The organism is Streptomyces sp. NPDC004327, assembly GCF_042873935.1.
GTDB lineage: Bacteria > Actinomycetota > Actinomycetes > Streptomycetales > Streptomycetaceae > Streptomyces.
Genome location: NZ_JBIAME010000002.1, coordinates 382169 through 395746, shown reverse-complemented (window position 1 = coordinate 395746; position 13578 = coordinate 382169). Strand labels below are relative to the sequence as shown.

The window sequence follows — 13578 nt, the reverse complement described above, 5'->3', positions numbered from 1 at the left end:
CGAGGAGTTGACCGGGTGCCTGGCACGAACCTGACCCGTGAAGAGGCCCAGCAGCGGGCGAAGCTGCTGACCGTGGACGCGTACGAGGTCGACCTCGACCTCACCGGCGCGCAGGAGGGCGGGACCTACCGGTCCACCACCCTCGTCCGCTTCGATTCCGCCGAGGCCGGTGCGGAGACCTTCATCGATCTCGTCGCCCCCGCCGTTCACGAGGTCGTGCTCAACGGGCGCGCCCTCGACGCCGCCGCCGTCTTCCAGGACTCGCGGATCGCGCTGACGGGCCTGCAGGCCGGCGCCAACGAGCTGAAGGTCGTCGCCGACTGCGCGTACACCAACACCGGTGAGGGCCTGCACCGCTTCGTCGACCCGGTCGACGGGCAGGCGTACCTCTACACGCAGTTCGAGGTGCCGGACGCGCGCCGTGTCTTCGCCTCCTTCGAGCAGCCCGACCTGAAGGCGACCTTCCAGTTCACCGTGAAGGCCCCCGAGGGCTGGACCGTGATCTCCAACAGCCCGACCCCGGAGCCGAAGGACGGCGTCTGGGAGTTCGCGCCGACGCCGCGGATCTCCACGTACATCACGGCCCTGATCGTCGGCCCGTACCACTCCGTGCACTCGACGTACGAGGGCAAGAACGGCCAGGTCGTGCCGCTCGGCATCTACTGCCGCCCGTCGCTCGCCGAGTTCCTCGACGCCGAGCACATCTTCGACGTCACGCGGCAGGGCTTCGACTGGTTCCAGGAGAAGTTCGCGTACGACTACCCGTTCGCCAAGTACGACCAGCTGTTCGTGCCGGAGTTCAACGCGGGCGCGATGGAGAACGCGGGCGCGGTCACCATCCGCGACCAGTACGTCTTCCGCTCGAAGGTGACGGACGCCGCGTACGAGCGCCGCGCCGAGACCATCCTGCACGAGCTGGCGCACATGTGGTTCGGCGACCTGGTCACCATGGAGTGGTGGAACGACCTGTGGCTGAACGAGTCGTTCGCCACCTTCACCTCGGTCGCCTGCCAGGCTTCCGTGGAGGGCACCCGCTGGCCCAACGCCTGGACCACCTTCGCCAACTCGGAGAAGACCTGGGCCTACCGCCAGGACCAGCTGCCGTCCACGCACCCGATCATGGCCGACATCAACGACCTGGAGGACGTGCTCGTCAACTTCGACGGCATCACCTACGCCAAGGGCGCCTCGGTCCTGAAGCAGCTGGTGGCGTACGTCGGCCAGGACGAGTTCTTCAAGGGCGTGCAGGCGTACTTCCAGCGCCACGCGTACGGCAACACCCGCCTCGCCGACCTGCTCGGCGCCCTGGAGGAGACCTCCGGGCGCGACCTCAAGGCCTGGTCGAAGGCGTGGCTGGAGACCGCGGGCATCAACATCCTGCGGCCCGAGATCGAGACCGACGAGAACGGCGCCATCACCGCCTTCGCCGTCCGCCAGGAGGCCCCGGCGCTCCCGGCCGGCGCCAAGGGCGAGGCCGTGCTGCGCCCGCACCGCATCGCGATCGGCTTCTACGACCTCGACGCGGACGGCAAGCTGGTCCGCACCGAGCGCCTGGAGCTGGACGTCGAGGCCGCCGAGCTGACGGCCGTGCCGCAGCTGGCCGGCAAGCAGCGCCCGGCCGTCGTCCTGCTCAACGACGACGACCTGTCCTACGCCAAGGTCCGCCTCGACGAGGTGTCCCTGAAGAACGTCACCGCGCACCTCGGCGACTTCACCGAGTCGCTGCCGCGCGCGCTGTGCTGGGCCTCGGCCTGGGACATGACCCGCGACGGCGAGCTCGCCACCCGCGACTACCTGTCCCTGGTGCTCTCCGGCATCGCCAAGGAGACCGACATCGGCGTCGTCCAGTCGCTCCAGGCGCAGACCAAGGTCGCCCTCGACCTGTACGCGGCGCCCGAGTGGCGCGCCGAGGGCCTGGCCCGCTGGGGCGCCTTCGCCCAGGAGCAGCTGCGCGCCGCCGCCCCCGGCGGCGACCACCAGCTGGCGTGGGCCCACGCCTTCGCGGCCACCGCCCGCGAGGCCGCCGAGCTCGACCTGCTGGCCGCGCTGCTCGACGGCTCCGCGACCATCGAGGGCCTGGCCGTCGACGCCGAGCTGCGCTGGGCGTTCGTGCAGCGGCTCGCCGCGACCGGCCGCGTCGAGGAGGCGGAGATCGCCGCCGAGCTGGAGCGCGACAAGACCGCGGCCGGTGAGCGCCACGCGGCCACCGCCCGCGCCGCCCGCCCGACCGAGGCCGCCAAGGCCGAGGCGTGGGCGGCGGTCGTCGACGACGACAAGCTGGCGAACGCGGTCCAGGAGGCCGTCATCCGCGGCTTCGTGCAGGCCGACCAGCGCGAGCTGCTCGCCCCGTACACGGCGAAGTACTTCGCCTCGATCAAGCGCGTCTCCGAGACCCGCAGCCACGAGATCGTGCAGCAGATCGTGGTCGGCCTCTACCCGACGCTCCAGGTCTCCGCGGACACGCTGGCCGCGACGGACGCCTGGATCGCCGCGAACGACCCGGTCCCGGCGCTGCGCCGGCTGGTGACGGAGTGCCGCGCGGGCGTGGAGCGCGCGCTGAAGGCCCAGGCGGCGGACGCGGCCTCCGCGTAAGGTCGCGCCGAAGGGCCCCGGACGGTGTGCGCCGTCCGGGGCCCTTCGTCATGTCCGTGCCGGGGTCGGCCGAGGTTCGTGAGCCGCTGCCGGCCGCCCGTGCCGATCGTCGTCGGCGTGCCGGGGCCGTTCGTCGTGCCGTTACGAGGGGCCGAGCGGTCGGTCAGCCCGTCAGGCGGGCGTACCTCGCGCGCAGTTCGGCCGCGCCGTCCTCCGTCAGGCCGCCGTGCAGCCGCATCCGGGCGATCCCGCCGTCCGGGAAGGCGTCGAGGCGGACGTGGGTGACGACGGCCCGCGCGGCGAGGACGAAACGGTGCGGGGTGTCGGGCTGGAGGCGGGTGCGCGGGATGATCTCGAACCACTCCGCGCTTCCCGAGGGATCGCCGTTGCAGCCCTGGAGCGCGATCCAGCCCGCCGAATTGCCCTTGAGGTACGCGGTGTCGATCTCGACCGCGCGGACCGCGCCCTGCGCGGCGAGCCGGAACCGTACCCAGTCGTGGGTGCCGCGCACCCGGCGGCGGCGGTTCTCCCAGCCGTCGTCCATCTTGCGGGAGGTGCCGGGCAGGATGATCTGGGTCGGCGAGGAGTAGAAGCGGTCCGAGGCGTCCTCGTACACACCGCCGTTGAGCACGGAGACCAGGTCGAGGGTGCCGAGCACGGCCAGCCACTCGGGGTCGGGCACGACCTCGCCGTGGACCCGCAGGCGGGCGATGCCGCCGTCGGGGTGCTGGCGGACGCGGACGTGGGTCCAGCGGCGCTCGCTGTCGATCGCGAAGCCGTTGGCGGCGTGGCCGCGCACCGGAGTGGGCGGGAGCAGCTCCTCCCACGTGGCGCCCTGGAGTTCGGCGGGGCTCGGGCTGCCCTCGACGGCGGCGGCCTGGATGCTGACGCGCTGCGGGTAGTTGCCGCGGAAGTGGGCGGTGTCGACGACGATCCCGCGGACGACGCCGGGCGCGCCGAGGCGGACGATCGCCCAGTCGTGGTCCTCGGGCGCGGGGAACGGGTGCCCGGCGCCGGCGCCGCGGCGACGGCGGGTCTCCCAGCCGTCCATGATCTTGCCCTTGTGGCCGAAGTGCTCGGGGTCGAAGACGGCGCGCTCGCGGACGAGGAGGTTCTCGCGCTCGGCGAAGAACTCGTCGTTGGCGGCGACGACACCGGCGCCGAGGCGGCGGTCGGCGAGGTCGACGAGCTCGGTGAACGGGAAGTCGCCGGTGCGGTAGTCGGCGTACGGGTCGCCTCCGGCGTAGGGGGCGGCGTCGTTGGCGTGCGGGTCGGTGTCGTCGTGGAAGCTCATGTCCCGACTGTGCGGCCGCGTCACCTCACAGGTCCATCGAATGTCTTCGACAGGTCTTTTCAGTGCTGCTGAACGGATTCCCGCTGTACGGCCGCCTGGCGAAGCGCCGCGAGGACCCGTGCCACCGCCGGGCCCTCCTCCGCCCCGCGCCGTACCGCCGCCACGACGTGACGGCGCGGCTGGTCGGCCGTCAGCACCCGCATGACCACGCCGCCGGCCCGCTCGGCGGCGGCCATCCGCGGCACCAGGGCGACTCCCATCCCGGCCTCGACCATGGCGAGGATCGCGCTCCAGCCGGCCGCGCTGTGCGCCTGTTCCGGCACGAAGCCGGCGGCCTCGCAGGCGGCGGTGGTGATCTCGGACCAGGGCCCGGAGCCGCCGAAGATCCAGGGTTCGGCGGACAGGTCGGCGAGCCGCAGGCCGGGCGCCTCGGCGAGCGGGTGCCCGGCGGGCAGGGCGACGTCCAGCGGGTCGGCGAGCAGCGGGACGCGGGTGAACTGCGGGTCGCGGGCCGTGGGCGCGTGCGCGGCGAGCGAGAGGGCGAGGTCGACCTCGCCGGAGGTGAGCAGCTCGTACGCCTCCGCCGCCTCGGCCTCGCGGATCCGGACGTCGAGGCCGGGGTGGGCGGCGCGCAGCGTCTGCGCGGCGGGCACGACGAGCGCGGGCACGGCGGTGGAGAAGGCGGCGACCCGCACCCGCCCGGCCTCGCCCCGCACATACCGGTCGAGCTCCGCCTCCGCCCGCTCCAGCTGCGCGAACACCGCCTCGGCGTGGCGCAGGACGAGATGGGCGGCGTCGGTGAGCCGGACCCGGCGGCCGTGCGCCTCCAGGACGGGCACGCCGAGCTGCTTGGCGAGGTTGGTGAGCTGCTGGGAGACGGCCGAGGGGGTCATGAGCAGCGCCTCCGCGGTCGCGGTGACGGTGCCGCGGTCGCGCAGGGTGCGGAGGATCCGGAGCTTCCTGATGTCCCACTCGGTCATGGCCGCAACCTATCGGGGGCGCTGCCGGCGGCGCTCCCCGGTGGCCGAGGCCAGCGCCACCCCGCCCAGGATGAGCGCCATGCACGCGCCGCCGAGGAGGCCCAGCTCCTCGCCGAGCAGCGCGTAGGAGAGCAGGGCGACGCAGACCGGCTGGAGGTAGTAGACGACACCGGCGCGGGCGGCGCCGATGAGGGCGACGGCACGGTTCCAGGCGAAGAAGGCGACGGCGGAGGAGAGCACGCCGACATAGAGGAGCGGGCCGACGGTGCCGGCGGTGGGCTCGAAGCCGCCCTGGACGGCGAGGCTGACCGCGTACGCGGGCAGCAGCATCGCCGCGCCGAGCACGAAGGTGGTGAAGAGGAAGACGACGCCGCCGAGTTCGGCCGGGCGGCGCTTGAGCAGCGCGCTGTACGAGGCGAAGCTCAGGGCGGCCGCGAACATCCACAGGTCGCCGGCGCCGAACCGGGTCGGCAGCGCGCCGCGGCCGACGAGGAGCAGCACGCCGGCGCAGGCGACGAGCATGCCCGCGACGCGCCGGGCGCCGAGCCGGGCGCCGCCGAGCCGCTCGTACACCGCCATGAGGACGGGCGACGCGGCCATGATCATGCCCATGTTGGCGGCGGAGGTGGTGAGTCCGGCCTGGTTGACCAGGGTGTTGTAGACGGTGATGCCGAGCAGCGAGGCGAGTGCGACGAAGCCGAGGTGGCGGCGGATCAGGTGCCGTTGCCGCCAGGTGGCGCGGGCGGCGAAGGGGGCGACGGCGAGGAGGGCGACGATCCAGCGCCAGAAGGCGGCCTGAACGGGCGGGACGGTGTCGTGCAGGGCCCGGGCGACGACGAAGCTGCCGGACCAGACGACCGTGGCGAGCAGGGCGAGCAGCACGCCGAGGCCGGCGCCCTTGGCGGGTGCCGGCCTCTCGGTGACGTGCTCGGTGTCGTTGTCGGTGTGGTTGTCGGTGTCGGTGTCGCTGTCGGTGTGGTTCGCGGTCTCTGCGGTGGTCGGGCGGGCGGTTCCGGTCGGGCTCATGCGGCCTACCGTCGCACTCCCGAAACCTCCAGGTCCATCGAAACTTCCTTACCGTTCTTTTCAGTGGAGCTGAACGATTCGGCGGCTTCCCGGGCCGCGGCCTTCTTGCCGCGGGGGGCCAGCTGGCCGAACAGGGTGGCACCGAAGGCGATGGCCATGCCGAGGAGCTGGACCGGGCCGAGGGCCTGGCCGAGGGCGGCCCAGCCGATGACGGCGGCGGTGATCGGGGAGAGCGGGCCGAGCAGGGTGACCGAGGAGGCGCTCAGCCGCTCGATGCCGCGGAACCAGAGGAAGTAGGAGATCGCGGTGTTGCCGAAGGCGAGGTAGGCGTAGCCGGCCAGGTTGGTGCCGTTCAGGGCCGGCGGGGCGCCCTCGACCAGGAAGGCGATCGGCAGCAGGAACAGGCCGCCCGCGGTGAGCTGCCAGCCGGTGAGGGCGAGTGCACCGACGCCCTCGGGGCGGCCCCAGCGCTTGGTGAAGACGGTGCCCGCGGACATCGACAGGGCGGAGAGCAGGCCGGCGATCACACCGACCGCGTCGAGCGCGGCCCCTGCCTTGAGGACGACGAGGCTGACGCCGAAGGCGGCGGCGATGGCGGTGAGCAGCCCCTTCACGGTGGGCTTGTCGCCCAGGAAGAGGGCGGCGAGGCCGACGACGAAGAGCGGGCCGACCGAGCCGACGACGGCGGCGACGCCACCGGGCAGGCGGTAGGCGGCCAGGAAGAGGAGCGGGAAGAAGGCGCCGATGTTGAGCACGCCGAGCACCAGCGACTTCCACCACCAGGCGCCCTGCGGGAGCTTGCGGGTGAGGGAGAGGAGCAGGAGTCCGGCGGGCAGGGCCCGCATCAGGCCGGTGAAGAGGGGCCGGTCGGGCGGCAGGAACTCCGTGGTGACGAAGTAGGTGCTGCCCCAGGAGATCGGAGCGAGGGCGGTCAGGGCGATGGTGGCGGCCTTGCGGGACATGACGGGTTCCCCCCGGTAGCGGGCTGCGGGCGCCTCCCCGGCGTGGTGCCGGTTCGGCTTGGCGGTAATTAACTTAGCACTAAGCTACTCATCCGCAAGAGGGTTTTCACTAAGAGACTTGCTTGCAAGTGACTCAGCGGAGAGGGAAACTGAGGACATGGAGAAGCACACGCCCGAGCCGGGACCCGCCCACGACGCCGTCGACGCCATCGCCGACCAGTGGGCGGCCGTCCGCCCGGACCTCGACACGCTGCCGATGGCCGTCTTCGGCCGCATCTACCGCCTGTCCAACGCCATGCGCGGCAAGGTGGACAAGGCGTACGCGCCGTACGGCGGGATGTCGCTCGGCGAGTTCGACGTGCTCGCCACGCTGCGCCGCTCCGGCGAGCCGTACACGCTCTCGCCGCGCGAGCTGACCGCCACGCTGATGATCACGACCGGCGGGATGACGGGCCGGCTCGACAAGCTGGAGCGGGCCGGGCTGCTGACCCGCAGCCCCGACCCGAACGACCGGCGCGGCCTGCGGGTCACCCTCACCGACGAGGGCCGCACCCTCGTGGACCAGGCCGTCGCCGCGGGGCTGAGTGAGCAGCGCGCGGCGCTGGAGGCCGCGCTCACGCCGGAGGAGTCGGAGCAACTGGCCGGCCTGCTGCGCAAGCTGCTCGCCACGACCGCGTGAGGACGGCCGCGTGAAAGGGCCCTGCGAGAGGGCCCTGCGTGAGGGCCCCGCAAGGGTGTGAAGACACGTGAGGGCGCCGCACGGTACGCGGTACCGTGCGGCGCCCTCAGGGACGTTCGAGTGAGGCTTACGCCTTCTTCTTGGACTTGTCGAGCACCATCACCAGGCCGCAGATGACCAGGAACAGCACGATCGGGGCGGCGACGTACAGGCCGAGGGTCTGGGCGACACTCAGCCCCGGGCCCGGGTCGTCACCGTCGTCGCGGGTCAGCGCGAGCGCGGGGGACGACATGAGCAGCATCATCAGCGTCGTACCGGCCGCAACGGCGCCGGCGCGCAGGGCGTTCTTCTTGTCCACGGTGCAAAAGTAGCGAACACCTAAACGGAGCGCGCGCCCGGGGGTGCCGTACGGGCGCGCACGCCCCCCGAGAGTGCCTCGGCCACCGTCCGCAGCAGGTCGTGCGCGCGGGTCGAGGCGGCCAGCCGCTCCAGGGTGACGGGCTGTCCGCCGGGGTCCGCGACCGGCAGCCGCCAGTTGGGGTACTGGTCCCAGGTGCCCGGCAGGTTCTGCGGCCGGCGGTCGCCCACCGCGTCCGGCAGCCACACGCCGACCAGCCGGGCCGGGGTGGCGGCGAGGAAGCGGTGGAAGGCGCGGATCTCGGCGGCCTCGTCGCCCGGCCCCTCCGGCAGCAGGCCGAGCCGCTGCAGCACGCCCAGCCACTCGGCGGTCTCGGCGCCGTCCCGGCCGCGCTCGCGCGCCAGATCGCCCGTGAGCAGCCCGAGCCGGTGGCGCAGCGTCACATGGTCGCCGGTGAGCCGGGCCGCGGTGGACGGCAGGTCGTGGGTGGTGACGGTGGCCACGCAGCCGGCCCGCCACTCCTCCGGGGCCAGCGGCCGCCCGCCGCCGGTCCAGTCCCGCTCGAACCACAGCACCGACGTGCCGAGCACCCCGCGCCGGGCGAGCGCCTCGCGCACGCCCGGCTCGACCGTGCCCAGGTCCTCGCCGACGACCGCCGCCCCGGCCCGGTGGGCCTCCAGGACGAGCAGCGCGAGCATGGCCTCGGAGTCGTGGCGCACATAGGTGCCCTCGGCCGGCTCCAGGCCCTCCGGCACCCACCACAGCCGGAACAGGCCCATGACGTGGTCGATGCGCAGCGCGCCCGCGTGCCGCAGGAGTTCGCGCAGCAGTCCGCGGTACGGGGCGTAGCCCTCGGCGGCGAGCGCGTCGGGGCGCCAGGGCGGCAGGCCCCAGTCCTGGCCGCGGGCGTTGAAGGCGTCGGGCGGGGCGCCGACGGACATGCCGGCGGCGAGGACGTCCTGCTGTGCCCAGGCGTCGGAGCCGTCCGGGTGCACGCCGACGGCCAGGTCGTGGACGATCCCGACCGGCATCCCGGCCGCGCGCGCGGTGCGCGCGGCGTCGGCGAGCTGCCGGTCCGTCAGCCAGGCGAGCCGGCAGTGGAAGTCGACCCGCTCGGCGAGTTCGGCGTCGGCCCGTACGGCCGCCTCGGCGCCGCGGGGCCGGCGCAGCTCCTCGGGCCAGCGGCGCCACTGGTGGCCGTGCCGCTCGGCGAGGGCCTGGTAGGTGGCGTGGTCCTCCAGGGCGCGGCCGCGCTCGGCGAGGAAGTCGTGGTAGTCGGCCCGGCGTCCGGGACCGAGCTCGACGGCGTGGACCAGCTCCAGGGCCCGCCGCTTGGCGTCCCAGACGGCGTCCCGGTCGATCAGCGCGCCCTTGCCGAGGACCCGTTCGCGCTGCTCGGCGGCGTCGGCGAGGATCCGGTCGAGGTCGCCCTGGCGGGCCGGGTCGACGTACGCGTACTCGGGCACGTCCTCGATCCGCAGGTGCACCGGGTCGGGGAAGCGGCGCGAGGACGGGCGGTACGGGGACGGGTCGGTGGGCGCGCCGGGAACGGCCGCGTGCAACGGGTTGACCTGCACGAACCCGACGCCGTGCGTGCGGCCCGCCCAGTCGGCGAGCTCCCGCAGGTCGCCGAGGTCGCCCATGCCCCAGGAGCGGGTGGAGAGCAGGGAGTAGAGCTGGACGAGCAGGCCGTGGGCGCGGGCCGGCGGCTGCGGGGCGCGCGCCGGGGCCACGACGAGGGTGCCGGTGCAACGGCGGCCGTCGGGGGCCTCGGCGGTGAGGCGGTGCACGCCGAGCGGCAGGCCGGCGGGCAGGCCGGGCGCCTGGCCGGGCTCCGGATCCACGGCGGTGACGGCCTGGCCGTCCTCGCACGTGACGGTGAGGCGGGTGCCGGGCGGGAGGCCGTCGAGCGCGTGCGGATCCCCCTCCCCCTGCCACTGGACCAGCGTGGGCGGCAGCAGCCGCTCCCGGGCGGCCCGTTCCGCCGCGCCGAGGGCCTCGGCGACCGCCTCCGGGGTGGACGCGTCGACGTCCAGGGCGCGCAGGACGGCCACCACGGTGGCCTCGGGCACGGTGACCGTGACGCCAGCGGAGGGGGCGTACTCGGTGGCGACTCCGTGCAGGGCGGCGAGACGGGCCAGGGTCACGTCACACTCCGGGGGACTCCGAACCGCCCGCGGTGGCGCGGGCGGTGGGTTCGCTGGTGAGGGGGGCCGCCTCGATGAGCGGCGGTTCGCTGGTGAGGGGTGCGGCGTCGGCGAGGGGCGGCTCGCTGGTGAGCGGTGCGCCCTGCTGGGGGATCCCTATGCGTTTGCTGCGGGTGCGGTCGTGGTCGGTGGCGGTCACGGGGTCTCCGGATTCGTCTCGACGGGTCGGGCGTCGGGTGTCGGGCGCCGGGTTCGGCCGGCGGGCGCCGGGGTCGGCTGGGGGAGCCCTACCCATCGCCTCCCGTTTTACCGGCGGAATTCGGCGAAACGGTGCCAGCTCGCCGAAAGGCCACCGGGCAATGCGGACAGTTCGACCACCCGCATTGACACTCCGTCGGATCGGGTGGTGGGCTCTCGTAATCCACTTGTGACCCACAGGAGCACAACCGTTCACGGGAGAAGGGAGTCACGCGTGCACCTCGGACGTGTCCCGCGCGGGAAGCGGACCGCGACGGCGGTGGCGGTCGCGGTGATCGGCGGACTCCTCGGCGGCGGTGTGCCGGGCAGCGCGTACGCGGCCCCCGGCGCCCCCTCCCCCACCGCTCCGCCCGTGACCCTGCCCGACCGGCAGCCGGACGACGCCGGCGCCGCCCTCCCGGCGGTCTGGCCGCGGCCCCAGTCGCTGACCGCCACCGGCGGCCCGGGCGTCCCGCTCGGCGCCGAGGTGACGCTGCTCGCGGCGCCGGACGCCGATCCGTACGCGGTGGGCGCGCTGCGCGAGCTGCTGCGGGCGGCCGGGGTGCGGACCGTGCACGAGGCGCTGCCGGGGCGCGGCCCGGTGATCCGGATGGGCGACGCGCCCGGGGCGCAGGCGGCCCTGCGGGCCCTGAAGTCCCCGGAGCGGTCCGATCTGCCCTCGGGCGGCTACCGGCTCGCGAGCGGCCGCTTCCAGGGCCGGGACACGGTCGTCCTCGACGGCGTCGGCGCCGACGGCCTCTTCCACGCCGTGCAGACGCTGCGTCAGCTCGTCGGCCCGCGGCGCGCCCTCCCCGGTGTCCTCGTGCGCGACTGGCCCTCCACCGCGGTGCGCGGCCTCACCGAGGGCTTCTACGGGCGGCCCTGGTCGCCCGCCGAACGGCTCGCCCAGGTCGACTTCATGGGCCGCACCAAGCAGAACCGCTATCTCTACGCCCCCGGTGACGACCCGTACCGCCGCGCGCTGTGGCGCGAGCCCTATCCGGCCGCCGAGCGGGCCGCGTTCCGGGAGCTGGCCGCGCGGGCCGAGGCGAACCACGTCACGCTCGCCTGGGCCGTGGCGCCCGCGCAGGCCATGTGCCTGTCCTCGGACGGGGACGTGGCCGCCCTGAACCGCAAGATCGACGCCATGTGGGCGCTCGGGGTGCGCGCCTTCCAGCTGCAGTTCCAGGACGTCAGCTACAGCGAGTGGTCCTGCGACGACGACGCCGACGCCTTCGGCAGCGGTCCCGGCGCCGCCGCCCGCGCCCACGCGCGCGTGGCGAACGCGGTCGCCGCCCACCTGAGGGTGACGTACCCGGGCGCGGCGACGCTGTCGCTGGTGCCGACCGAGTACTACCAGGACGGCGCCACCGACTACCGCACCGCGCTCGCCGGCGCGCTCGACGCGCGCGTGGAGGTGGCGTGGACGGGCGTCGGCGTGGTGCCGCGCACCATCACCGGCGGCGAACTGGCCGGGGCGCGGGGCGCGCTGCGCCACCCGCTGGTCACCATGGACAACTACCCGGTCAACGACTACGCCCAGGACCGGCTCTTCCTCGGCCCGACGACCGGCCGCGAGCCGGCCGCGGCCGTCGGTTCCGCCGGCTACCTGGCCACCGCCATGGAGCAGGCGGCCGCCTCCCGGGTGGCGCTGTTCACCACCGCCGACTTCGCCTGGAACCCCAAGGGCTACCGGCCCGACGCGTCCTGGCGCGCCGCCGTCGACGAGCTGGCCGGCCCCGATCCGGCCGCGCGCGAGGCGCTGCGGGCGCTCGCCGGGAACACGTCGAGCTCGATCCTGGCCCCGGACGGGGAGTCGGACTATCTGAAGCCGCTCACGACGGCCTTCTGGGCCGCCCGCACGAGCCCGGACGGGGCCGTGCGGGAGAAGGCGGCGCGCGAACTGCGGGCCGCGTTCACCGTCATGCGCGAGGCGCCCGCGCGGCTCAGGGGCACGGCGGACGGCACGCTCGGCACCGAGGCCGGGCCGTGGCTCGACCGGCTGGCCCGGTACGGCGCCGCGGGCGAGTCGGCCGTCGACATGCTGCTCGCCCAGGCACGCGGCGACGGCGCCGGGGCCTGGCGGGCCCAGCTCGACCTGGAGCGGCGGCGCGCCGGGCTGCGCGCGGGGCAGCCGGGCGGCTCGGTGACCGTCGGCAAGGGCGTCCTGGACGGCTTCCTGGCCCGCGCGGCGGTCGAGTCGGCGGCCTGGACGGGCGCGGACCGGGAGCGCCGCCCGGACGTGAAGCCGGACGCGGCGGCGCCGGACGGCTCGTACACCGTGCGGATGGACCGTTCGCGGCCGGTGCGGACCCTGACGGTGATGACCGAGCCGGGTGCCGGGGTCGGCGGCGGGCCCGCCGGCTTCCTGGAGGCGTTCGTGCCGGGCGAGGGCTGGCGCCGGATCGGGCCGCTCACCGCCTCCGGCTGGACCCAGGCCGACCTGAAGGGGCTGCGCGCGGACGCGCTGCGCGTCGTGTGGACGGGCGCGCCGGGGCGGGTGCGTTCGCTCGTGCCGTGGTTCGCCGACGAGCCGCGCGCCGGCCTGGAGCTGGCCCGCACCGAGACGGACGCCGAGATCGGCGGACCGGCCCTGCGGGTGGACGTGACGCTGGTCGGGCGGAGCGCGGGCGAGGTGCGCGGGGCGCTCGCCGCCCGGCCGCCGAAGGGCATCACGGTGCGGCTGCCGAAGGAGGCCGTCGCGCCCCGGGGCGCGACGGCGACCGTGGCCCTGGAGGTGTCGGTCGCGGCGGACGTGCCGGCCGGTGCGTACGCCGTGCCCGTGTCGTTCGCGGGCGAGGAGCGGGTGCTGACCGTGCGGGCCTTCCCGCGCACGGGCGGCCCCGACCTGGCCCGTACGGCCACGGCCTCCTCGTCCGACGACGAGACGCCCGGCTTCCCCGCCGCGTACGCCCTGGACGGCGATCCGGCGACCCGCTGGTCCTCGCCGCCGGAGGACGGCGCCTGGTGGCAGATGGAGCTGGCGGAGCCGGCCCGGATCGGCCTGGTGGTGCTGCGCTGGCAGGACGCCTACGCCTCCCGCTACCGCGTGCAGGTCTCCTCCGACGGCCGCGTCTGGCGCACGGCGGCCACGGTCCGGGACGGCCGGGGCGGGGTGGAGCCGGTCCGGATGGACGCGGCGGACGCCCGGTTCGTCCGGGTGCAGGGCGACGCGCGCGGGTCGGAGTTCGGCTACTCGCTGTGGTCGGTGGAGGCGTACGCGGTGCAGGAGGCTCCGGCGCGGCAGCAGGAGGAGGAGCCGGGCGCGGAGCCCGACCCCTCCCCGTGACGCGAAAGGCCCGG

Annotated in this window: 10 protein-coding genes; 3 read left to right on the top strand and 7 right to left on the bottom strand. The window is 74.8% G+C overall.

Annotation, left to right across the window (positions count from 1 at the left end):
- The first annotated feature begins 15 nt into the window (after positions 1–15).
- Entirely contained in the window at positions 16–2592 is a 2577-nt protein-coding gene (pepN, locus tag ACFYU9_RS07790) for an aminopeptidase N (RefSeq protein ID WP_389206207.1), read from the top strand.
- 163 nt (positions 2593–2755) lie between these two features.
- Here the strand turns inward: pepN and alc are convergent, their stop codons facing one another.
- The 4 genes from alc to ACFYU9_RS07770 are packed head-to-tail and all read right to left on the bottom strand — an operon-like array spanning position 2756 to position 6854.
- Positions 2756–3886, bottom strand: coding sequence for an allantoicase (gene alc / locus ACFYU9_RS07785; RefSeq protein ID WP_389343549.1), 1131 nt, complete (start codon positions 3884–3886; stop codon positions 2756–2758).
- Between the two features lie 59 nt (positions 3887–3945).
- Positions 3946–4866, bottom strand: a complete 921-nt coding sequence (locus ACFYU9_RS07780; RefSeq protein WP_389343546.1) for a LysR family transcriptional regulator — start codon at positions 4864–4866, stop codon at positions 3946–3948.
- Positions 4867–4875: 9 nt separating this feature from the next.
- On the bottom strand, positions 4876–5892 hold the full coding sequence (locus tag ACFYU9_RS07775) for a DMT family transporter (RefSeq protein ID WP_389343543.1): 1017 nt from the start codon (positions 5890–5892) through the stop codon (positions 4876–4878).
- A gap of 5 nt (positions 5893–5897) precedes the next feature.
- On the bottom strand, positions 5898–6854 hold the full coding sequence (locus ACFYU9_RS07770; protein ID WP_389343540.1) for an EamA family transporter: 957 nt from the start codon (positions 6852–6854) through the stop codon (positions 5898–5900).
- 157 nt (positions 6855–7011) lie between these two features.
- Here ACFYU9_RS07770 and ACFYU9_RS07765 point away from each other — a divergent pair, with 157 nt between their 5' ends.
- Complete coding sequence (locus ACFYU9_RS07765) at positions 7012–7533, top strand: MarR family winged helix-turn-helix transcriptional regulator (RefSeq protein WP_389206216.1); 522 nt, start codon at positions 7012–7014, stop codon at positions 7531–7533.
- Between the two features lie 127 nt (positions 7534–7660).
- Here the strand turns inward: ACFYU9_RS07765 and ACFYU9_RS07760 are convergent, their stop codons facing one another.
- The 3 genes from ACFYU9_RS07760 to ACFYU9_RS07750 are packed head-to-tail and all read right to left on the bottom strand — an operon-like array spanning position 7661 to position 10333.
- A complete protein-coding gene (locus ACFYU9_RS07760; RefSeq protein WP_389206219.1) occupies positions 7661–7891 on the bottom strand; it encodes a hypothetical protein in 231 nt (76 codons plus the stop codon).
- 20 nt (positions 7892–7911) lie between these two features.
- A complete protein-coding gene (malQ, locus tag ACFYU9_RS07755) occupies positions 7912–10038 on the bottom strand; it encodes a 4-alpha-glucanotransferase (RefSeq protein WP_389343537.1) in 2127 nt (708 codons plus the stop codon).
- 1 nt (position 10039) lies between these two features.
- Positions 10040–10333, bottom strand: a complete 294-nt coding sequence (locus ACFYU9_RS07750) for a hypothetical protein (protein ID WP_389206223.1) — start codon at positions 10331–10333, stop codon at positions 10040–10042.
- Positions 10334–10510: 177 nt separating this feature from the next.
- On the opposite strand from ACFYU9_RS07750, the gene ACFYU9_RS07745 reads away from it, so the two are divergent.
- Positions 10511–13564 carry a beta-N-acetylglucosaminidase domain-containing protein gene (locus ACFYU9_RS07745; protein ID WP_389343534.1) on the top strand — a complete coding sequence of 1018 codons (3054 nt, stop codon included), beginning with the start codon at positions 10511–10513 and terminating at the stop codon, positions 13562–13564.
- Positions 13565–13578: the final 14 nt, after the last annotated feature.

What these genes read in the sequence shown, in the direction of transcription:
- alc (WP_389343549.1), bottom strand. Translation starts at nt 3,886, where the DNA reads ATGAGCTTCCACGACGACACCGACCCGCACGCCAACGACGCCGCCCCC.
- ACFYU9_RS07780 (WP_389343546.1), bottom strand. Translation starts at nt 4,866, where the DNA reads ATGACCGAGTGGGACATCAGGAAGCTCCGGATCCTCCGCACCCTGCGC.
- ACFYU9_RS07775 (WP_389343543.1), bottom strand. Translation starts at nt 5,892, where the DNA reads ATGAGCCCGACCGGAACCGCCCGCCCGACCACCGCAGAGACCGCGAAC.
- ACFYU9_RS07770 (WP_389343540.1), bottom strand. Translation starts at nt 6,854, where the DNA reads ATGTCCCGCAAGGCCGCCACCATCGCCCTGACCGCCCTCGCTCCGATC.
- ACFYU9_RS07765 (WP_389206216.1), top strand. Translation starts at nt 7,012, where the DNA reads ATGGAGAAGCACACGCCCGAGCCGGGACCCGCCCACGACGCCGTCGAC.
- ACFYU9_RS07750 (WP_389206223.1), bottom strand. Translation starts at nt 10,333, where the DNA reads ATGGGTAGGGCTCCCCCAGCCGACCCCGGCGCCCGCCGGCCGAACCCG.